The organism is Aliiroseovarius sp. S1339 (assembly GCF_023195695.1).
Taxonomy (GTDB): domain Bacteria; phylum Pseudomonadota; class Alphaproteobacteria; order Rhodobacterales; family Rhodobacteraceae; genus Aliiroseovarius.
The window spans coordinates 108,603-129,989 of sequence record NZ_JALPQG010000001.1; the positions used below are offsets into that span (position 1 = coordinate 108,603).

The 21,387-nt window shown below is 58.1% G+C and carries 18 protein-coding genes and 1 tRNA gene; 6 read left to right on the top strand and 13 right to left on the bottom strand.

Going from position 1 to position 21,387, the window contains the following annotated elements; all coding sequences use genetic code 11:
* Positions 1-164 precede the first annotated feature (164 nt).
* On the top strand, positions 165-1,346 hold the full coding sequence (locus MUY35_RS00495; protein WP_248362984.1) for an ammonium transporter: 1,182 nt from the start codon (positions 165-167) through the stop codon (positions 1,344-1,346).
* A gap of 61 nt (positions 1,347-1,407) precedes the next feature.
* Here MUY35_RS00495 and MUY35_RS00500 read toward each other — a convergent pair whose 3' ends face one another.
* A complete protein-coding gene (locus MUY35_RS00500) occupies positions 1,408-2,709 on the bottom strand; it encodes an MmgE/PrpD family protein (protein ID WP_248362985.1) in 1,302 nt (433 codons plus the stop codon).
* An 88-nt stretch (positions 2,710-2,797) separates the two neighbouring features.
* Here MUY35_RS00500 and MUY35_RS00505 point away from each other — a divergent pair, with 88 nt between their 5' ends.
* Complete coding sequence (locus tag MUY35_RS00505) at positions 2,798-4,072, top strand: HlyC/CorC family transporter (protein ID WP_248362986.1); 1,275 nt, start codon at positions 2,798-2,800, stop codon at positions 4,070-4,072.
* An 86-nt stretch (positions 4,073-4,158) separates the two neighbouring features.
* Entirely contained in the window at positions 4,159-4,527 is a 369-nt protein-coding gene (locus MUY35_RS00510; protein ID WP_248362987.1) for a hypothetical protein, read from the top strand.
* 14 nt (positions 4,528-4,541) lie between these two features.
* Here MUY35_RS00510 and MUY35_RS00515 read toward each other — a convergent pair whose 3' ends face one another.
* The gene (locus MUY35_RS00515) at positions 4,542-6,095 is read right to left on the bottom strand and encodes a helicase HerA-like domain-containing protein (RefSeq protein WP_248362988.1); all 1,554 of its coding nucleotides are present in this window, start codon (positions 6,093-6,095) and stop codon (positions 4,542-4,544) included.
* A 542-nt stretch (positions 6,096-6,637) separates the two neighbouring features.
* Between MUY35_RS00515 and MUY35_RS00520 the strand changes: the two genes are divergently transcribed.
* Positions 6,638-7,309, top strand: a complete 672-nt coding sequence (locus MUY35_RS00520) for an invasion associated locus B family protein (RefSeq protein ID WP_248362989.1) — start codon at positions 6,638-6,640, stop codon at positions 7,307-7,309.
* Between the two features lie 69 nt (positions 7,310-7,378).
* Here the strand turns inward: MUY35_RS00520 and MUY35_RS00525 are convergent, their stop codons facing one another.
* Genes MUY35_RS00525 through MUY35_RS00540 form a run of 4 tightly spaced genes read right to left on the bottom strand, consistent with a single transcriptional unit; the run spans position 7,379 to position 11,684 of the window.
* Positions 7,379-8,587 (bottom strand): beta-ketoacyl-[acyl-carrier-protein] synthase family protein, encoded by a 1,209-nt coding sequence (locus MUY35_RS00525; RefSeq protein WP_248362990.1) that lies wholly within the window; start codon positions 8,585-8,587, stop codon positions 7,379-7,381.
* Positions 8,588-8,601: 14 nt separating this feature from the next.
* Positions 8,602-8,868 (bottom strand): acyl carrier protein, encoded by a 267-nt coding sequence (locus MUY35_RS00530; RefSeq protein WP_248362991.1) that lies wholly within the window; start codon positions 8,866-8,868, stop codon positions 8,602-8,604.
* A 28-nt stretch (positions 8,869-8,896) separates the two neighbouring features.
* Positions 8,897-10,003, bottom strand: coding sequence for a UDP-3-O-(3-hydroxymyristoyl)glucosamine N-acyltransferase (locus MUY35_RS00535; protein WP_248362992.1), 1,107 nt, complete (start codon positions 10,001-10,003; stop codon positions 8,897-8,899).
* A 55-nt stretch (positions 10,004-10,058) separates the two neighbouring features.
* Positions 10,059-11,684, bottom strand: a complete 1,626-nt coding sequence (locus tag MUY35_RS00540) for a L,D-transpeptidase family protein (protein ID WP_248362993.1) — start codon at positions 11,682-11,684, stop codon at positions 10,059-10,061.
* Between the two features lie 349 nt (positions 11,685-12,033).
* Here MUY35_RS00540 and MUY35_RS00545 point away from each other — a divergent pair, with 349 nt between their 5' ends.
* Positions 12,034-12,615 (top strand): DUF882 domain-containing protein, encoded by a 582-nt coding sequence (locus tag MUY35_RS00545; protein WP_248362994.1) that lies wholly within the window; start codon positions 12,034-12,036, stop codon positions 12,613-12,615.
* A 167-nt stretch (positions 12,616-12,782) separates the two neighbouring features.
* Here the strand turns inward: MUY35_RS00545 and MUY35_RS00550 are convergent, their stop codons facing one another.
* Both MUY35_RS00550 and MUY35_RS00555 read right to left on the bottom strand, forming a co-directional pair.
* The gene (locus MUY35_RS00550; RefSeq protein WP_248362995.1) at positions 12,783-13,448 is read right to left on the bottom strand and encodes a cytochrome b/b6 domain-containing protein; all 666 of its coding nucleotides are present in this window, start codon (positions 13,446-13,448) and stop codon (positions 12,783-12,785) included.
* Positions 13,441-15,099 carry a tetrathionate reductase family octaheme c-type cytochrome gene (locus tag MUY35_RS00555; protein ID WP_248362996.1) on the bottom strand — a complete coding sequence of 553 codons (1,659 nt, stop codon included), beginning with the start codon at positions 15,097-15,099 and terminating at the stop codon, positions 13,441-13,443. Before MUY35_RS00555 ends, MUY35_RS00550 begins: the two co-directional genes overlap by 8 nt.
* 194 nt (positions 15,100-15,293) lie before the next feature.
* On the opposite strand from MUY35_RS00555, the gene MUY35_RS00560 reads away from it, so the two are divergent.
* Positions 15,294-16,034 (top strand): glutamine amidotransferase, encoded by a 741-nt coding sequence (locus MUY35_RS00560; RefSeq protein WP_248362997.1) that lies wholly within the window; start codon positions 15,294-15,296, stop codon positions 16,032-16,034.
* 135 nt (positions 16,035-16,169) lie between these two features.
* On the opposite strand, the gene MUY35_RS00565 is transcribed toward MUY35_RS00560, so the two are convergent.
* From MUY35_RS00565 to MUY35_RS00585, 5 genes are all read right to left on the bottom strand, one after another.
* Positions 16,170-18,611, bottom strand: coding sequence for an FAD-dependent oxidoreductase (locus MUY35_RS00565; protein WP_248362998.1), 2,442 nt, complete (start codon positions 18,609-18,611; stop codon positions 16,170-16,172).
* 313 nt (positions 18,612-18,924) lie between these two features.
* A tRNA-Arg gene (locus MUY35_RS00570) sits at positions 18,925-19,001 on the bottom strand.
* Between the two features lie 253 nt (positions 19,002-19,254).
* Entirely contained in the window at positions 19,255-19,743 is a 489-nt protein-coding gene (gene rpsI / locus MUY35_RS00575; RefSeq protein WP_248362999.1) for a 30S ribosomal protein S9, read from the bottom strand.
* A gap of 2 nt (positions 19,744-19,745) precedes the next feature.
* Positions 19,746-20,210, bottom strand: a complete 465-nt coding sequence (rplM, locus tag MUY35_RS00580) for a 50S ribosomal protein L13 (protein WP_248363000.1) — start codon at positions 20,208-20,210, stop codon at positions 19,746-19,748.
* Positions 20,211-20,357: 147 nt separating this feature from the next.
* Positions 20,358-21,356 carry an SLAC1 anion channel family protein gene (locus MUY35_RS00585; RefSeq protein ID WP_248363001.1) on the bottom strand — a complete coding sequence of 333 codons (999 nt, stop codon included), beginning with the start codon at positions 21,354-21,356 and terminating at the stop codon, positions 20,358-20,360.
* Positions 21,357-21,387: the final 31 nt, after the last annotated feature.

Genomic DNA, 21,387 nt, shown 5'->3' on the forward strand with positions numbered 1-21,387 from the left:
GTTTGCGCCCATATCTGCGCCATACACCCCAAAAACCCGCCTAATATTTAGGCGCGCGTCGTTTTATGCCTGCTGTATGGGCATAAATCCCCGTGCGACTGTCCCCTCCTCCTGCGCATTGCGCCACAAAACGCAGCATCACCAACTCTTTGAAGGAGCATCCCATGAACGGGGCAGACACCGCCTGGATCATCGTCGCCACAGCCCTTGTGCTTTTCATGTCGCTGCCGGGGCTCGCGCTTTTTTATGGCGGGCTTGTGCGCGCCCGCAATGTGCTCAGCGTCTTTATGCATGTTTATGCCATTGCCTGTTTGATGAGCGTGCTGTGGCTCGCCTTGGGCTACACCATTGCCTTCGGGGATGTGAGACACGGCTGGTTTGGCAGTCTGGACAAAGCCTTCCTGTCCGGCGTCACCGCTGACAGCCTGTCAGGCACCCTGCCCGAGGTCTTGTTCTTCGCCTTCCAGATGACCTTCGCGATTATTACGCCCGCGCTGATCGTTGGGGCCTATGTGGAACGGGTTGGCTTTGGCTTTGTCATGACCTTCTCGGGCCTGTGGATGCTGGTGTGCTATGCGCCGGTTGTGCACTGGATCTGGGGGGGCGGCGCATTGGCGGATGGCGGCATTTTCGGCGCGTTCGGCACGCGCGATTTTGCGGGCGGTATCGTGGTGCACGAAACCGCCGCCATAGCCGCGTTGATCATCGCCGTGATGCTTGGGCCGCGCAAACACCGCACCACACCGCCACATGCGCCGTGGATGGTGTTCATGGGGGCGGGCATGCTTTGGGTGGGCTGGTTTGGCTTCAATGGCGGCTCGCAACTGGCCGCAGATGGCGGCGCGGCGATGGCGATCACCGTCACCCATATTTCGGCCGCCACCGCGTCATTGAGCTGGGCCCTGTGGGAGCGGATCAAATACGGCAAGGCCAGCCTTGTGGGCATCGTGACGGGCACCATTGCCGGTCTGGCCTCGATCACGCCAGCCTCTGGCTTCGTGGGCCCCATCGAAGCGCTGATCATCGGTGGCGTCGCTGGTATCCTGTGTCAGGAGGCGGTGAACATCATCCGTGACAGGTTGCACATAGACGACACACTGGATGTGTTCGCGGTGCACGGTGTTGGCGGCATCTTTGGCACCATTATGATCGCGGTCTTCGGTCAGGGCAGTTGGGTCGCCCAACTCGGTGCATTGGTGATCGTCGGCCTGTTTACCGCCGTTGTCACGGTGGTTTTGGTTAAGCTGGTCTGCCTGATCACCCCGTTGCGCGTCGATGCAGAGATGGAAGCGAACGGGCTGGACCTGTCCGCCCATGGCGAACGCGCCTATGATATAATGTCTTAGGGAGCATCGCGCATTACTCAAGAAGAAGGCGGGCTCATGGCTCGCCTTTTCCATTTGCAGATTACGGTGCGCGCAACAGCGTGCACAGCGCATCCATATCTGGCAGCGAGCCGATAGCCTCAATCACCTGATCCGCCCTCGCCCCCAGAAGCGCACGGGACTTGGCTTCCAACTTCACGCGACGATCTGCAAGACTCATCGGCGCATTCAGATTGCCCTCGCGGTTCAATACGGCACCGTTTTGCAACGTAACCTCAACCCGCGCGGCGGTTTCGGCGATGTTGTCGTCGGCCAGCACATGCACCCGTGACGCCAACGCCACCAAGGCCGGATCGCGCGCCACCTGATCCGAGAAACTGGCAAGTGCCGTGGTATCCACACCCGACAGCGCCATGGCGGCGCAATGTGCATATGAAAATTTGACCTCAAGCCCGGTTTTGGGGTGTGGAATATTACACACGCTCAGCCAACGTGGATGGGTCCAAAGCTGTATCTCGGCCACATCCGCCGCCGCACAGTCGATATCAGACAGCGCTTCCAGCATCGCGTGAGTGCCGTGGCAACAGGCATGAAACTTGTGACTGATTGTCAGAATATCCCAATGGCGACCTAAGTCGTCGAAGGCGATCGCGTCTGCCTCGCCTGAATGGGTTGGGCCAAACCCTTGCGGGCCGTCGATCCCGTCGGGGGCAGATATGAACCCCGCCTTGGCGGCGCGCGCGACCTCGACCCCGGTTTGGGCGGCGAGACCGGCGTGATAGGGTTTGCCCATCGTGCCAAACTGGCTTTTCAACCCCGCGGCACGTGTGGCGCACAAGCCCAAAGCCTGCGTCAGCTGATCCGCGCTCAGCGCCAACAAACGCCCCGCAGCCAAGGTCGCACCGAATGCCCCGGCAGTCGCTGTCTGGTGGAACCCTGTTTGATAGTGATTGCGCCCCAGCCAACGCCCCAGCCGGATCGAGCCTTCGACGCCGACCAATGCAGCGTCCAGCATTTCCGATCCTGGTGCCCGGATCCATTCGGCAATCGCCAGCGCGGCGGGCACCGCCGCAACCGACGGGTGGCCGATATGGGCGAAATGGGTATCGTCATAGTCCAACGCGTGCGAGGCCGTGCCGTTGACCATCGCCGCCGCGCGCACCGGAAGTTTGCGCGCACGACCCACGACGCTTGCCTGACTTCCGCCGCCATCATCGACCGCCATATCACAGATGATCCGCGCGACAGGCTCATCCGCACCTGCAATCGCGACGGTTGCCCAATCCAGCAAAGACAGTGCCATCATCTCGCGCGCATCATGGGCTTGATCACCCATCACCGGAGCGACGCCGAAGCGCACCAGATTGTCCATCGCTTGACCCATCTGCGGCCCCTTTCCTGCCAATCCCTTGAAAGCATACGCGTAGCGCTACATAAGACTAACAGAAAAGCGAAAGGCAAACGGGATCATTATGGACACAGGTTTTTGGATCAGCAGCGGGGCAATTGCGGCCCTTCTTGTGTTGTCTGCCTTCTTCTCGGGATCGGAAACGGCTTTGACGGCCGCGTCACGCGGTAAGTTGCGGTCGCGCGCAGACCGGGGCGACCGGGGATCAGAACGCGCGTTGAACATCACCGAGGATAACGAACGCCTGATCGGTTCGGTGCTTCTTGGCAACAACCTTGTGAATATCCTCGCAACCTCGCTTGCGACGGCGCTGTTTACCCGGCTGTTCGGCGACAGCGGTGTGGCGCTGGCGACCCTTGTCATGACCCTGCTTGTCCTGATCTTCGCCGAGGTGCTGCCCAAAACCTATGCCATCACCATGCCCGAGGACGCAGCTGCAAAAGCATCTGGCCCGATATCCATCGTGATCCTTCTGTTTTCGCCGATAGTGGCGGCTGTGCGCGTCATCACGCGCGGGCTTCTTAGCCTGTTCGGCGTGAAAACCGACCCCGACAGCCACATTCTGGCCGTCCGCGAGGAAATCATGGGCGCAATCGCGCTGGGCCATTCCGAAGGGGCTGTAGAAAAGGAAGACCGTGACCGGTTGTTGGGTGCGCTGGATTTGGGCGACCGCGCGGTCGAAGAAATCATGCTTCACCGCAGCCAGATTGAAATGGTCGACGCCACCGCCCCCGCTCTTGAAATCCTTGAACAAATCCTGGCCTCACACCACACCCGCTTGCCGGTGTTTCGCGATGAGCCCGAAAACATCATCGGTGTCATTCACGCCAAGGACCTGAGCCGCGCGATGTATTCCGCCCAGGCCGAAGGCAAACCGATCAAGGAATTTGACGTTCTTCAGGTGGCGACAAAGCCGTATTTCATCCCCGAAACCACCACGCTTGACGACCAGATGCGCCAGTTCCTAAGACGCCACACGCATTTTGCGCTGGTGGTCGATGAATACGGATCGCTGGAAGGCCTGATCACGCTTGAGGATATTCTGGAAGAAATTGTGGGCGAGATTGTTGACGAGTTTGATGTCCAGACCGAACCGGAAATCAAACCGTCGCCGGATGGGCATTACCTCGTTGAAGGTGCCGCCACTATCCGCGACCTGAACCGCGCCAACGACTGGAACCTGCCGGATGACGAGGCGAACACGATCGCCGGTCTGGTCATCCACGAGGCGCAGATGATCCCCAACGAAGGTCAGGTCTTCTCGTTCCACGGGTTCCGGTTCGAGGTGCTGAAACGGGACGGCAACCGGGTTGCTTTGCTTAAAATCCGGCCATTATAGCGCACCCCCATTGCTGTATTTTCACTTGAACTTGCTGTCGTGATCGCGGCTAGTTGGTGGCAATGTAACTGAGATCGGAGCCTTAGATGAAACAGTGGACCACCTCACCGCTCAATATTGCCGTCGCGCTTTGCACGCTTTTGACGAGCGCGTCTTTTGCTGTGGCCCAAAGCGACCCGAATGACCCGCTGTATCAGGCGCTGGCCGGCAAATCCTTCGTTGGCAAAACCGGGCTGGCCATCACATTGGAACCCGATGGCTCCATCAGTGGTGGCAATGACACGCTGCAATTTGGCGGCACCTGGACGGTTGAGGACGGCAAATACTGCCGCACTCTGACCGAACCAACTCCCGAGCCGATGCGGTCAAGCGGGTGTCTGGATGTTCTGATCGAAGGCGATCAGGCGACCCTGACCAGCGCGGACGGCACCACGCGGACTTATACGTTGCAATAAGGGCGACGGGTTGCTTAGCGTCCCTTGAACAATGACCCGAAGATGCCGCGCACGATACGTCTGCCGGTTGTGCCCTTTAGCTCTTTGATCACCACATTAACGACCGCTTCGCTGAACCCTTCGTCCGATTTTCGCGACCGCCGGCGTGAATTTGGCTTGTCAGCTTCGGCGCCGGTGTATCGCCGCCCGGTGTTGAACTCGCGCAAGGTCAAGGTTTCTTCCGCCTCGGTTTCGCGACGCTCTGCCTCTTCTGCTTCTTTCGCGGCGTCAGTAGCCCGTTTGGTCAGCACCTCATAGGCGCTTTCGCGATCTTGCAGCGTCTCGTATTTTCCGGCGATTGGCGAGGCATCAATCAGCGCCTTCCGCTCGCCCGCCTCAATTGGGCCGAGTTGCGAGCTTGGCGGGCGGATCAAGGTGCGTTCCACCACGCCCGGCGCACCCTTGGCTTCCAGAAACGACGTCACAGCTTCGCCCACGCCGACCTCGCGGATGGCATCTTCGGTCGAAAAGCGCGGGTTGTCGCGATAGGTTTCGGCGGCCTGTTTCAGTTCCTTGCGGTCGCGACCGGTAAAGGCGCGCAGCGCATGCTGGACGCGATTGCCAAGCTGGCCAAGAATATCTTCGGGCACGTCGGCGGGGTTTTGGGTAATGAAATAAATGCCCACGCCTTTGGAGCGGATCAGGCGCGCGACCTGTTCGACCTTGTCCACCAGCGCTTTGGGGGCGTCGTCAAACAGCAAGTGTGCCTCGTCAAAGAAGAACACCAGCTTGGGTTTTTCGGGGTCACCGACCTCGGGCAGTTCCTCAAATAGTTCGGACAGCAGCCACAACAGGAACGTGGCATAAAGGCGCGGTGCACCCATCAGCTTGTCAGATGCGAGGATCGAGATGCGGCCACGCCCGTCTATGTCGGTGCGGATGATATCAGCCAGATCCAGCGCAGGTTCGCCAAACAGCTTATAGCCGCCCTGATTTTCCAGCACCAACAGCGCGCGTTGAATGGCACCAACCGACGTGGTGGATACGTTGCCATAGCGCAGCGACAACTCTTTCGCGTTTTCACCCACCCAGACCAACAAGGCTTGCAGGTCTTTCAGGTCCAGCAGCGGCAGGCCCTGTTCGTCAGACACGCGGAACGCGATGTTCAACACGCCTTCCTGTGCGTCCGTCAATTCCAACAGGCGCGACAGCAGAAGCGGCCCCATTTCGGTCACGGTGGTGCGGATCGGGTGGCCCTGTTCGCCGAACAGATCCCAGAAGGTGACCGGGAACGCCTCATAGGTGTAATCGTCAAACCCGATCTTCTCAGCACGACTGGTGAAAGCGTCGTGCAGTTTGAACCCGGCAGACCCCGCCTTGGCCAGGCCGGACAGGTCGCCTTTTACATCCGACATGAAAACCGGCACACCTTGGGCGGCAAAACTTTCGGCCATGATCTGCAACGTGACGGTTTTACCTGTGCCAGTCGCCCCGGCAACCAATCCGTGTCGGTTGGCATATTTCATCAAAAGCCCTTGTTTGGTGCGATAATCTTCGCCACCGCCACCCATAAAAATCGCACCGTCCATCTACGCGCCTCCAAGGCTAAAAAACCACTTGTCTAGAACAATACAAAGTTAACCAATTTGTGCCAGAGTGGATTCATCCCTGGTGACCTTGGGTCATCGGGGTTGACATCCTCCCTGTCAGACTGGCCTCGCCTTCGGGCGGGGCATTTTTCTTAACACCGTCAACAAATTACAACGGACTACTCATGCGCCGGTGTCATTGCCAAAATCCGACATTTTGGGCCAGTTTCACGTCGCAAAAGGTCTTGACCCCTGCGACCAATTGACATAGTTTTGCCCCAATAGCCGGTCAGTCCGGCAGGGAGAGAAGATTTGAAAAGGGTCCGCTTGTCGGGCCCTTTTTGATGTTTGTGCCTGTGACTTGCACCAATTCAATGCGGCCCGCCCATAGGAATACTTGGCGCGAAGCTCGGCGATCTCTTGCCCATAACCCGGCGTCTTATTGAACTTGCAAAGTCTTGCAGGGGTTTTGCACCTGACAGCCCAGCATGGGCATGTTATCCAATCGATCAATGAGACCCGATTAATTGTAAGGATCGAAAATGAAGGCTGAGCTGATGAAAACGCTGCCACTGGCAGCTCTTTTGGCGCTGGCGACCCCGGCATTTGCACAGGACACCACCGAGGCCCCTGCCGCAGAAACTCCCGCCGAGGAAGCACCGGCGACAGAGGCACCTGCCGCAGAAACTCCCGCGCCCGCACAACCCAATGTCGATCTGGGCGAGCCCGCGGGTGACGCACGTCAGGCTGGACAAACCTATATCGAAAAGGTTGTAGGCGATTGGGAACGCAAGTGTATCACCCTGCCCGATGGTCAGGGCGATGACCCCTGCCAGATGTATCAACTTCTGAAAGACGAAAAAGGCAATGCGGTTGCCGAAATCTCGCTTGGGCGTCTGCCCGATGGCGGTCAGGCAGTGGCCGGTGCGACGGTTGTTGTGCCACTTGAAACGCTGCTGACCCAGCAATTGACCATCGCGGTCGATGGCGGTCAGGGCAAACGTTACCCGTTCCGTTTCTGCGCGCAGCCCGGATGTGTTGCCAATATTGGCTTCACCCAAAGCGAAATCGATGGCTTCAAACGCGGCGCTAAAGCCACGGTTACCATCGTGCCCGCTGCGGCCCCCGATCAGAAAGTCAACTTGTCCATGTCGCTGAAAGGTTTCACAGGCGGATATGACGAGCTGATCGTTCCAACGCAGCCACAGCAGTAAACGCTTAGTCAAATAATCAGAAACGCCGCCTCACTGGGCGGCGTTTTTCGTTTAAGACTGTGACGATGATCAGGCGGCACGCAACGCCAGAACCGCATTCAACCCGCCAAAGGCAAAGGCGTTTGACAACACAGCGTTGACCTTCACATCGCGCGCCACGTTGGGCACCACATCCAGCGCGCATTCAGGGTCGGGTTCTTCATAACCGATTGTGGGCGCGATCACGCCTTCGCGCAGCGCCATGATACAGGCCAGCAGTTCAACCGCGCCGGTGCCTCCAATCAAATGCCCGTGCATCGACTTGGTGGACGAGATCATCAGATCATCCGCGTGATGGCCGAAGGCATCCGCAACCGCCGCACATTCAGTTTTATCATTGGCTGTCGTTCCGGTGCCGTGGGCGTTAACATAGGCCACGTCCTCCGGGTTCAGCCGCGCATCCTGCATCGCCCCGGCAATCGCACGCGACGCGCCTTGTTTGGACGGCATCACGATGTCAGCGGCGTCCGAGGTCATCGAAAACCCCACCACCTCGGCCAGAATGTCGGCGCCGCGCGTGCGGGCACGCTCGTAATCCTCAAACACAAAGACAGCCGCACCTTCACCCTGAACCATGCCATTTCGGTTGGCCGAAAACGGGCGGCAGGCGTCTTTGGACATAACGCGCAGACCTTCCCACGCCTTGATGCCGCCAAAACACAACATCGCCTCGGAGCCACCAGTGATCATCACATCCGCCATACCTGTGCGGATCATCTGCATCGCCTGCCCCATCGCGTGGTTCGAACTGGCACAAGCCGAGGCCACCGTGAAGCTTGGCCCCTTCAGGTTCCATTCCATCGACACATGGCTGGCGGCGGCGTTGTTCATCAGCTTGGGCACGACAAACGGATGAACGCGGTTCTTCCCGTCCGCATAGACCGAGCGGTAGTTTTCATCCAGCGTGTTCATCCCGCCACCCGAGGTGCCAAGGATCACGCCCGAGCGTGTCGCAAGCTCGCCCGAAAAGCTCAGCCCAGACTGGCCGATAGCCTCGCGGGCAGCCAGCAATGTGAACTGGGTGAACCGATCATACAGCGCGATTTGCTGGCGGTTAAAGCTGTCTTCGGGCTCGTAGCCCTTGATCTGCGCGCCAATGCGGATCGACAGACGTTCGACGTCCTGAAATTCAAGATCCCCGATGCCGCAGCGACCATCGCGCATTGCCTGCAATGTCTCGGCGACATTGCGGCCAAGCGCGTTGATCGTGCCCTGACCGGTGATAACAACGCGTCGCATGTGATGTGTCACCTTCAGGCTGCCTGCGTGGCGACCAGCCCCGTTACTGCCTCAATGATCGCCTTGACCGAAGAGATGTCAAAATCCCCTTCGGTCGGGTCATTGGCATTGAAAGGCACTGACACATCAAAAGCTTCTTCGATCGCGAAGATGCTTTCCACAAGACCAAGGCTGTCGATGCCAAGATCTTCAAGCGACTGATCCATCGAGACGTCGCCCGGCTCTAACATGGCCTGTTCCGCCAGAATCGCGATCACGCGATCTTTGATACTGTCCGACATGGCGTTCCCTTTCGCGTTGCGCGGATATCTAGTCCTTGTCTACGAGTTTTGAAACAGTTTTTTGAAGCTCGCGCAAAGTCTGGGCCAGACGCGGCAGGCGACGCAATTCGCGTCGGATTGCCATCTCGGTTTCGATCTTTACGGCAGGGCTTCCCAAAACCGCGCGCCCAGCAGGCACGTTTGTGTAAATATTGGTGCCACCGCCCGCAATTACATCATCGCCGATGAAGATATTGTCACTGACGCCCACCTTGCCACCCAACACGACACGGTTGCCGATCCGGGCGGACCCGGACACGCCGACATTGCCACACAACATGACATCTTCGCCGACATCTGCGTTGTGACCCACTTGAACCTGACAGTCGATCTTAGTGCCACGTCCGATGCGTGTGGCGCGGATCGTGCCGCGATCAATGGTCGAGCTTGCACCCAGTTCAACATCGTCGCCGATCTCGACCCCACCCAGCGAATGCACGCGCGCCCAATGGTGGCTGCCAACGACGAACGCAGCTTTGTCGCCCTCGGCCATACCGCCGCGCAGGCTTTCCACCGCACTTTCCTTGTCCAGCGTCACGAACGAGAAACCATCCCCCCCAACGACCGAATTTGGCTGGCCGATATAGCGGTCCCCGATCTTGCACAGATGCTCAATGCGCGCGCCCGAATGCAGTACCAGATCATCACCGATAACAGTGCCATAGCCGATTGAGGCATGCGGCGCGACCTGCGCGCGCGCGCCCACGGTGACATTCGCGCCGATCACTGCCAGCGGACCGATGCGAGCGCCTTCGCCGATTGTGGCGGTGTCGTCGACAACAGCAGTCGGGTGAATCCCTTCGCCAATACCAAGGCCGGGATCAAGCGCGCGGGTCAACAGTGGCATGGCCGCCTTGCCCCGGTTCAAACAGATTGCGCCTTCCAGCCCCAGCGCCTCCCAGTCGGCCCCGTCCCAGAGCAACGCCGCGCGCGCGCGGCCCTTGGTGATGCCATCGGCATATTTCGGGTCCATCGCCAGCGCAAGCTGGTCCGGCCCGGCATCAGATGGCTCGGCCGCGCCGATCAGGGCGATATCACCATTGCCCAGCACCTTGGTGCCCAGCGAGGCGGCGATTTGCGAAAGAGTGAACTGCATCTGACCTCCTTGTCCCGGTGTTGGGCGCAATGACCCGCCACCTTTGACGAAGGATTTAACCCCCTACGCCGCCAAGCGCCACCCCGGCGTTCTGCAGCGCGTCCCAAATCTTGGCGTCACGTCCATAAACGTCGCGACGATAGTTCATCCGCCCCTTGGCCGGCGCGACGGCCGTGCGATAAACCAGATGCACCGGCACCGGTTCGTTCAGGTCGATCCGCGTCTCGCGACCGGTGTTCAGAACCTTGTGGAACGTGCCTTTCGGGTCCGCGCTCTGCTTCGCCAGCAGGGCATAGGCAAAATCGAACGGATCGCTCAGCCGGATGCAGCCATGGCTGAAGGCGCGCACTTCACGGCCAAACAGGCTTTTTGACGGTGTGTCATGCAGGTAGATGTTGTGTTTGTTCGGGAACATGAACTTCACCAACCCAAGCGCATTTCGGCTGGATGGGGGCTGCTTGATCGCAAAGGGAAAGGACTTTGCAGAGAACGCATTGAAGTTCACCGCAGATCGGTTGACCACACGGCCCCGGCTGTCGATCAGTTTCAGGTGGCTAACAGCATTGGGATTGCGCTTGAGCATCGGCAGATACTCTTTCGTCGCGATCGAGCGTGGAACGTTCCAGGTCGGGTTCACCACCAAGAACTCCATCACATCCGAGAATTCTGGGCTGCGGCGGTCATGCACGTTTTTGCCAATCACCGAACGGGTCGCAAACGTTACGCGCCCGCCGTCGACAATTTGGGCAGTGAAATCGGTTAGGTTCACCCACACATGGCGTGTGCCGCGGTCGATATTGGTCCAGCGTTCCCGCTCCATCGCCACAAGGATCGAGGCCAGACGCTTTCTAAGCGGTGTGTTGATGGCGGCCATCGTGCCGGGTCCAGCGACGCCATCGGCGTCCATCCCATGGTCTTCCTGGAACTGCTGCACGGCCTTCTGGATCGAGGCATCATAGGATTGGCTGGCCGATCGGTTCAGATATCCCATATGGATCAAGCGGTTACGCAAAGAGACCACTGCCACGCCAGCCTCGCCGGGTTTTAGCGATTTGGCGGGCACAGGTTCGCCCCATCCACCGTTGGCAAGCCGTTTTTCCAACCGCAGCTTTTCTTTCATCAACCGGGCGTATTCCGGTGATTTGGGCGGCAGCGATTTCAAAAAACCGTTGGGGCTTGATTTGACAAAACCCGCCAGAAGCTCAGCCCCGCTTTTTCGTGGCACTTTGCGCACAATGCCGCTGTCCACCTTCGATGGGGTCAGGACACCGCTGTTGACGCCATGGGCATAGGCCAGAAACAGTTTAGACATCGCGACTTCAAGACGGCCAAGATCGCGCAGGCTTTCCACGCTTTTCAACTGGGTCATCAAAGACGCGGTGTCATAGGCAGGCAATCCATGGTCGCTGGCCGTCGCCAACGCTTTTAACAGCGCGCTGCGCCGCGCAGTGTCATCCGGGTTCGTTCCGGTCCAGATCGGCTGGTAACCATTAGCCCGATAGAATTCGGCAATTTCCGCATCACGTGCGGCAGCTTCCGCCACGGCTTGCGCGAAGGCCGACACTTTGGTTTGCGCCTGCGTTGGCACAGCCGTTGTTGTGAAAAGGAAAATCCCCAGAATTGCGGCAAAAACTGCCGTGAAAAAAGAGGAACGACGTCGTGGCAGCGCGTTCTTAATCATGTCTCGCCCAATAGTAAAACACCTGTAGTTGTTATAGGATATTCCACAATTGGCCCGTTCAAGTCCATTCACAAAGCCGATAAAAAGCCCGCTTAGAACGCGGCGTGTCTTTCGCCCCATGCTTTGGCGCGTTTGGGCCACTGTTAACCGCAAATTCACCGATTTCAGCAAAATTCTGCCGATTTAGCTTGAACACGTTAAGCATCAGAAATCTTTGCTTGGCCCGCGATTCGAGTTGTGCCATAACATCGGCAAGCTTGGGGAAGAGGCTTAAACACTTGTTGACCTGATCGGACAACGATCCACATCAGGCGCTGCAAAACAGGCAAGCGATGGGACACGCTGGGACATGACTATCGACAATTCGGTCGGATCTAAATCCATTTTAACTCGCCGCGGAGTGCTGGGGGCTTTTGCCGCCACAGCAGTTACTGCCGCGCCAATGTATGCAAATGCCGCTGGCTTCCTGCGTGGCGGGGGCGATGTCCGTCGACTCGCCATGTATTCTGGGCGCACAGGCGAAACGATCAACATGATCTATTGGATCGAAGGCAAATACATCAAAGATGCCTTGAAAGAGATTAACCATTTCATGCGCGACTGGCGCACCGACCAGGCGATTAAGATCGACACGCGCACCGTCGACATCATGGCCGCTGCTCATGGGCTTATGGATGCCCGCGAGCCTTATATGATGTTGTCGGGTTATCGGTCGCCCAAGACCAACGCCATGCTTCGGTCGCGGTCGCGCGGCGTTGCCAAGAATTCTCTGCACATGAAGGGTCAGGCGGCAGATCTGCGACTGAAATCAAGGTCGGTCAATCAGATGTTCAAAGCGGCGGTGGCCTGTCATGGTGGCGGCGTCGGCAGGTACTCCGGTTCGAATTTTGTTCATATGGATTGCGGTGTAGTCCGCAGCTGGGGCCGGTAACGCGTCCCATGTCCACCCCTACCTAACAACGCGACAAAGGCCCCCTGTTTGGTGGGCCTTTTCTTTTGTGTGTGGGGATGAGGTCTGACTAGGGCCACCCGCAACAATCTGATGACCAGCCCCCGACGGCAGCCTTACTCAACACGCTTGCGTGTTCAGATGATCCCTCAGCCTTTGTCAGGCATCAGGCGACCGGGCTCGTTCGTTTCCAGATAGGCTTCCTGTTCCGGCGTTAGTTCAATGCAGTCATACCCCGTCACCATCGGGCGAACATGTTCGCGGAACCCGTGCCCCACCGTCAGAAGGTAGACATGGGTAATAACGAAAGCTGCAATGACATAGGCTGCCAGCAGATGCACATTGGCGATAACGTAAAGCGCGAATGTTGACCCCTCTTCGGCAGCCCAGAAATTATAGGTCAGATACAGCAGACCCGACCCCCAGATCGCCGGAAACACCACCATCTTCAGACCAAAATATGTAAGCGCCTGAAGGGGGTTATGTTTGCGCCAGAAAATCTTGCGGTACGGGGGCTCTTCGCCCTTGAACACGCCGTAAGCATAGAAGCGCGCCATTTTGAAAAGACCTTCCAGATGCGGCACGAACTGGCGCCAGGTTCCGGTTGTGAACAGCCAGAACGTGGCAAAAATCCACACCGCCAACAGGATCAGCGCCGCGATCGTGTGCAGCATCACCGCCGGGCCGAACGGCAGCAGCGAATGCATTCCGTTCAAACCGAAACCGGTGAACAACAAGACCATGATCATCACCATCTGCGTCCAATGCCACAAACGTTCAAACCGCGGGTAAACCTTTACAATGCGTTTAGCCATGATCCGTGCCTCCTTTGCGACCACCAACGATGCGCAGAATAATGTGAAGTCCCACACCAAGAATTGTCAGTGCGACCAGCGCCATGCCCAACAGGCCGATGGGTGAACGCGGGTTGGTGCCGGGCATATAGACGGCAGCGATCCCGTCCAGTCGTCCGTTTTCCGCATGGCAGGCCGCACAATCCACAGCGTCCGTGGCAGGCGCAACCATATGGGTGATCGGCCAATACATCTGCGTGTCGACAAAATCGAAATTGCCGGAATATTCCTGCCCGGCGGCCTTCATCCCGGCCTCGATCGCTTTGGACCAATCAAAGTTGGTCCAAAACGCGGTGTCGGTGGTTGGCCCCCAAACATGGGAATAGGCCAGCTTGTTGCTGCCGGTGTCGTAAGACTGCCGCCCCTCCATCCGTTTGAAGGGCCAAATCCGGCTGTCTATGCCACCCGGCTCGCCGTTGATCCGGTTTACCTCGACCATAGTGGCCGGGTCGATCACCTCATCAGTGGCGTATTCCACATGGCCGTTGAACCACGCATAATGCGGCACGACATCCTCGCCCCAATCGAAATCGCCCTTGGTCGACAGATATGTGTGCAGCGCTTGGCCGTCGGACTGAATGAAATTGCTTTCATGCATCGGTTTGCCCGCCGCATCCAACCGACCGGCAGTGGACCAGTCCCAATAAGTCTTGGTCGCCACGCCGCCACGCGCGAATTCGGGGATATGGCAGCTTTGGCACGCCACCTTATCGGTGTGGTCATTCAACTTCACACCTTTGATGTTTAATGGGTGCGGATCGCTGTCATGACAGCTTTCACAGGTCGCCGCGGTGCGCACCGCGCCCGGCTTGCCGGTGCCGATCATATCCTTCGCGACCGTGTCGTAACGCGACCCGGCCCAATTGTGCTTGTCTTCGACATGGCAGGTTGAGCATGTGAAATTCAGCCCATCGGGTGCCATATGCACATCAACCTCTTTCGGCGGCGCGTAGAGCACCGAACTGAGGTCGCCATGTTTTACATTGTCCCCGCCGCCCCCGTAAAAGTGGCAGTTGCCGCAATTGTCCCGCCCCGGCATGCCCACCGACTGTGCCGCCTTGGTCAAGTCGACCGGCCACGCAAGCGACCCGGTGATCGTCTTGGTGCCGGGTTTCACGGGATCTAACGGCGGATGACCTGCACCGGTGGCCGTCTTGGTGTATTGGCCTGACCGGTCGTGGCAGACCAGACAGTCGGGCGCGACGCCAGCCTCTGCGGGTGTGACCGACATATCGTCCCAGCCGTAACCCGCGTGACACGAGGTGCATCGTGCCTCGTTCCCCGCAACGTTGCCGCAGAACGCGTTGATCACCTTGGATTTCCCCAGATTTTGACCGCTGTCGCTTTGGTAATCCCATGTAAAATGAATGGCATGCATAAGCTGGTCATCTGCCGCGTTGTGGCAGGACAGACAGGCCTGTGTCACCTCGGGACCCGTCGCGAACTTTTTCTGAAGGACCTCAAGCTTTGAATGGTCCACCGTCGCATTTGTCGGGATGGCTGGCGGTTCAGGTGGTGGTGTCGGGCTTGCGCTCTGACCCTCGGCTAAAGCAAAACCCGCCACGCCGGCGCATAAAATAAGGACAAACGGGACCGCTAGGTAACGTCTCATGGCTATGCCTCTCCTCATCTCCGGTTCGCGCGGCGGAGGAAAACATTCACTATATCTAATGTTTATATGCTAATCGCCCCTAAGGATATGGACCAAAATGACGCATCCTTTAGCCGCGCGCGCGATCTTTCCCGCGCGCGATTGACCGCGCCACAACCGTTTGGCATCGTCGCGCAACATTTTACGAGGTGGCGATGAAACCCTTTCTGATCTTACAATTGCGCCCTGAGGCTGACGCATCGGACGACGAGTTCGACGCTTTCCTGACCAAAGGTGGGCTGGCGCAAGACGAGGTGCACCGCATCCGCCTGGATCAACAGGACATTCCCGCTGACCTGTCCCTAACAAATTACTCCGGCGTGATTGTCGGCGGCGGGCCCGGTTGTGTTTCGGATGCCCCCGAAAAAAAACAGCCGGTCGAGGCCAAGATCGAGGCGGAGTGTCTGGCGCTCATGCCCGAAATCACCGCCCGCGACCTGCCGTTTTTGGGGTGCTGCTATGGGATCGGCATCCTTGGTCATCATCTGGAGCCCGGTTCCGTGTCGAAAAAAAGCTATGGCGAGCCGGTCAGCGCCAGCCCTTGCCGGGTGACTGCTGAGGGGCGCAATGACCCGCTGCTGGCAAACATCCCCGACGCGTTCGAAGCCTTCGTTGGCCACAAAGAAGCGATGCAGCACCTGCCAGATGGCTGCACTCAACTCGTAACGTCGGCGCCTTGCCCGTTCCAGATGATCCGCTATGGACAAAACGTCTATGCCACGCAGTTTCATCCCGAAGCGGACGCTGGAAATTTCGAAACCCGCATTGGAATCTACAAACATCACGGGTATTTTCCACCCGAGGAAGCCGAGGCTCTTGTGGATATGGTCCATGCTGCGAACGTGCACGCGCCTGCACAGATTCTAAGGAATTTCGTGAAACGGTATCGGGATTGATCCTCCAACCTGTTTTTTGAAAAACAAATAAACCGTACACGCGAGAGGATACCAACCTCGCGCCTTGTCCTTCGATTGGCTGCGCAAATGTGTGGTGCCCAGTGGTGCGAGATCCTTAGTCGGTCAACCTTTGATCTACATGCGCGCCCGCGCGCTGGTTGGATCATACATACTGTCGCCAACCACCACGGCGTCGCGCATTTCGTTGTGGATCAGCACCTGAAGCCGCGCGCCTTCCACAGCATGTTCGGGTAGCACAAGAGCCATCGCGATGTCATGGCTAAAAAAGTAAGAGAACCCGCCCGACGTCACCCGCCCGACAAGTGCGCCGTCTGCATAGACCCCTTCATCAGCGACGACAGATGTGTCGCGCGACGGCAGTTTCAGGGTGACAAGAATGCGGCCCAATCCGGCCTTTTCTTGTTGTTGCAAAGCGTCCCGTCCGATGAACTCGCCCTTGTCCAGCTTTACAAACCGGCCAAGCCCCGCCTCTAGCGGCGAGATGTCCTGCCCTAACTCGCGGTGCAGCGCACGGTAGGATTTTTCCAGCCGCATCGATTCGAGGGCTTTCAGGCCAAAGGGCACCAGCCCATGCGCCGCGCCTGCGTTCAGCAAAGTCTCGACCAAATGGCGGTTATAGGCGACCGGGTGGTGCAACTCCCACCCCAGCTCGCCGGTATAGCTGACCCGGATAAGATGCACGTCGCGCGCATAGCCGACTTCGCCCATCTGGGCTGATAACCAAGGAAAGGCATCGTTTGACAGGTCGTTATCGGTCAGCGGTTGAAGGATGTCGCGCGATTTGGGGCCCGCAATCGCAACAACCCCCATCTGTTCGGATACATTTTCCAGCGTCACACTGCCATCTTGCGGCAGAAGGCGGGAAAGCTGGTCAAAATTATAGGCCTCGCCATTTGGGGTGCTGACCAGATAGAACGCGTTCTGCGCATACCTGATGACGGTGTATTCGCCGTCAACGCCACCCGCCGGGTTACACACAACGCTCAGCACCAGACTCCCGATTTTTGGCAGAGAATTGGCGATGATCCCGTCCAGCCAGCGCGCCGCGCCCTCTCCTTTCACCCAGAATTTTGTCATTGGCGACATTTCAATCAGGCCCGCGGCGGTGCGGGTCGCGCGCACCTCATTCTCCACGAATTTCATGTGGTCTGTCTTGCGAAAGCTGTATTCCGGCACAGCCAGTTCAATCGTTGGCGCGAACCAGCTTGGCAATTCATAGCCGTCCAGACTGGTCCAAACCGCGCCCTTGGCCGTCAAAAGGTCGTATGATCCGACGGTTTTCAGGGGCCGCGCACCGGGAAAGTCTTCGCCGGGCACGCGGGCATGCATATGGCGACCCCAAGTCTCGCGCACCTTGTCAGCGGTCCAGCGTTTGGAGACGAAACTGCCAAACCGGCGCGGATCAATTGGCGACATATCAATGCCGGGATCCCCGTTCAATATCCACCGCGACAGCCTTTCGCCCAAAGTGCCACCCCACAGGATGCCGCCGGGAACACCTTCCGCCAGCCACAACCCGTCAAGGCCGGGGGCCGGGCCGCAAAGCGGCAGCTCGTCCGGGGTCATCTGAAACGGGCCACGGGTGTTGGATTTGATCCCGACTTCGCCCAAAGCAGGCACGCGCGCCACCGCTTGTTCCCATTGGGTTTCGACCGCCTCAAAATCCTCGGGCAGCAGGTCAGCGCCAAAATCTTTCGGCACGCCATCCACGGCAAACAGCTTCAGGTCTTTTTCAAACTCATAGGGGCCAAACTGAAATGCCCCCACATCTTCACGCAGGTAGGCACCGTAATCTTCATCACGCAGGATCGGGAATTCGGGCAGACCAGCGGCTTTGCGGTCCTTCAGTTCTTGGATAACTTCGGTCGTCCAGTATTGGTGGACTATCGGTATACACGGCAGGTCCAAACCCACGCGTTTGGCATTTTCGCGGGCATAATTGCCCGTTGCAAACACCAGATGGTCGCAGGTGATATCCCCTTGCGACGTGACAACCCGCCAGCCGCCCTCTGCACGTTTTTCATATGACTGCGCTTCGGTATTCTGGTAAACTTTTGCACCCTGTTCACGCGCCAACCGCGTCATGCCCTGCGTGATGTCGGCGGGATTGATATAGCCATCTTCGGGATGCAGCAGGCCACCTTTGATATTGGCATTCGGTGACAGGAATGGGTGCTTTTCCTGAAGCTGTTCGGGCGTCAGCAACTCGGCGGGTACACCGGCGGCCTCAGCAATGCCGATATAGCTTTGAAACTCGTCCCAGCGTTCTTGCGTGTTGGCAACACGCAGTTGGCCGACTTGGCGCAACCCGCATGACGTGCCAAGTTTTTCTTCAACCTCGCGGTAGATGCGTAGCGTGTCCATCGTCAACTGACTGATGATCTTAGACCGTGAGAAGGTCACCAATAGCCCGGCCGCGTGCCACGTTGACCCGGCAGTCAGTTGGCTGCGTTCCAGCAGTACGGCATCGGAACATCCGTTTTGGGTCAGGCCGTATAGGATGGATGCGCCGACGCATCCCCCGCCGACGACAACAACTTTCGCATGAGCCTGCATGACATTTCCTTCACGTATAGCGACACGCGAAGCCTAGATGGAAACCGCCATGTTGTGACCCCAAAAAATCCAAGACCCAGAGAGCCCGACGACAAGCCTAACGTCAACGCCGTCACGGTTCGCCCGCGTTGTCCATCGTTACGCGTTCAAATGCTTTGCGTGGAAGCGTAGGCGTTGTCTTTTTTACCTGTGTCAGCCGGCGACCATACGACGGATAAAACATCGGCTAGCGACAGCCCGCGAAACGGAAACGCAATCGAGACGCATCAATTGCTCGTCAAACGGTCAAAGCTGCGGAGGTTGATCAATAAGGTGGTGGTCCCGGCGCGATTCGAACGCGCGACCTCTCGCTTCGGAGGCGAGCACTCTATCCAGCTGAGCTACGGGACCATTTCTGCGGCGCGCCCCAACCATTCAGACAGGACGCATCATTTTTTTCCTGAACCAATTGCTTGCTGGAAAAGACATTTGCCATCGGAGGCAGCGCTCTATCCAGTTGAGCAACGGGTATCAGCGACACAAGGTCTGGCGGGGATATAGGCCATCGCCCTGCCCCTCGCAACATGAAAAGCCACCAAACGATAGGCGCAAAAAGAAAAGGGCCACCCGAAGGCAGCCCTTTTCGAAAACACGTTCGCAGCGATTAACGCTTCGAGAACTGGAAGCTCTTACGGGCTTTGGCTTTGCCGTATTTCTTCCGTTCCACGACGCGGCTGTCGCGGGTCAGGAAGCCAGCGGCTTTCAGGGCGCCACGCAAGGAGGGTTCGTAAAGCTGCAGGGCTTTCGAAATCCCGTGCTTCACGGCACCGGCTTGACCGGACAGACCGCCACCTTTGACGGTGGCAACCACGTCAAATTCGCCTTCGACACCGGCAATTTGCTCGGGCTGGCGCACAATCAGCTGCAGAACGGGACGTGCGAAGTAGACGCCCATTTCCTTGCCGTTCACGGTAACCTTGCCGGAACCCGGTTTGATCCATACGCGGGCGACTGCGTCTTTACGCTTGCCGGTCGCATAGGAACGTCCCAGATCGTCGCGGACGGGTTCGCGGGGGGCGGCAATCTCGACCACTGCTTCGGTGCCTTCGGCAACTTCGTTCAGGTCTTCGAGTGTTTTGATCTCTTCAGCCATGATCAGCCCTCACGCGTGTTTTTGGAGTTCATGGATTTGACATCCAGCACTTCGGGGCTTTGCGCCTCGTGGGGGTGCTCGGTGCCAGCATAGACGCGCAGATTGGTCATCTGCTGACGGCTCAGCGGACCGCCCGGCAGCATGCGCTGCACGGCTTTGGTCAGCAGACGCTCGGGGTGTTTACCCTCAAGGATCTGACCGGCGGTGCGCGACTTGATGCCGCCCGGATAACCGGTGTGCCAGTAGTGCACTTTGTCGGTGCGCTTCTTGCCGGTCATTTGAACTTTGTCCGCGTTGATCACGATGACATTGTCACCCATGTCCATATGCGGTGTGAAAGTGGCTTTGTGCTTGCCACGAAGACGCGTTGCGATAATCGACGCCAGACGGCCCAGAACAACGCCTTCGGCGTCGATCAGGATCCACTTTTTGTCGATATCTGCAGGCGTTGCAGAGAAGGTTTTCATTGATTCAGCCCTAACTGGGTTTCGGATGGGCTGTTTCTAGTGGTTTTGGGCGCGCGGTCAAGCGAAGTTTACGCATTATCTGTGCGTTAAAACAACGGGTTACAAATAAGGTATTATTATACCCCATGCCTTCAATCCAATAGCACCCTATTCCGGCAAGCAAATCTCGCCCCGCATGATGGCTTTGCCGGTGCGATAGACCAGCCCCACGACAACCACGACCAGAACCGCCAACACAATCACACCGATGGTTTGATGCACCCGCGACCCGTCCAACTGGGAAAACCGGAACGACGCGATCGACAAAGACGCCAATGGGAAGCTAAGCGCCCACCAACTCAGCGCGAAGGGCAGCTTTGCCAGTCGCGGCAACTGCGCCACCACCAAGGCTGCAAAGATATAGCCAGCGTACAGAAGGATGCGCGCGAAGCCGTCAACCTCTCCGGTCATGCTTACATAGGCCAGAAACGCGACCGAGGGCGGCGCGATCAGGATCACCATGGTGGGAAACAGACGCGCGACAATCGGGTCATGAAAAATCAACCGGTTCATAACAAGCGTCAACAGCACGATCCAAAAAATCATCCCGCCTGAGAAAAACAGCCAAGACGTTTCGATATAACCAAGACGTGCGCCCAGAACCGGCACAATCACATTGCCCACAGCGGGGATGAACCATGCGGGCGTGAGGTGGCCGACCTGAAAGCTGCGGTGACTGATCCAACCGGTGACCACAGCGATGGTCAAAACACCCTGCCCCGCGACTCCGGCCAGCCAAATCCATTCCGCCAGCAGCGGGCTGTAGGTATAGATTGCGGTTGCCAGCAAAAGCAGCGAGACAGTGATGGTCGGAAAAAACGCGATCTTTACCGGATGGTGCCATTCCTCGGCCACCATCGCGGGATAGCGCATTGCTTTGGCGATATAGAAGCCCGCAATCACCAACAAGACGGCCGCCCCAATCAACAGTGCAAGCGATGATGCGTGCAATAGCCAAGGATAAGCGGGCGCGCCCGCGTGCAGCGCCAGCGTCAGCCCCATGAGGCCCATCACGATGGCAAAGAAGGTCACCGGAAAATGGGCAAGGCGACTAAGCTCAACCGGTGGCGTGATCGGGTCGGGGGTATCGGTCAGTTGCTCGGACATCGGAACCTCGTGTCATGGTTGCAGCTTTTGG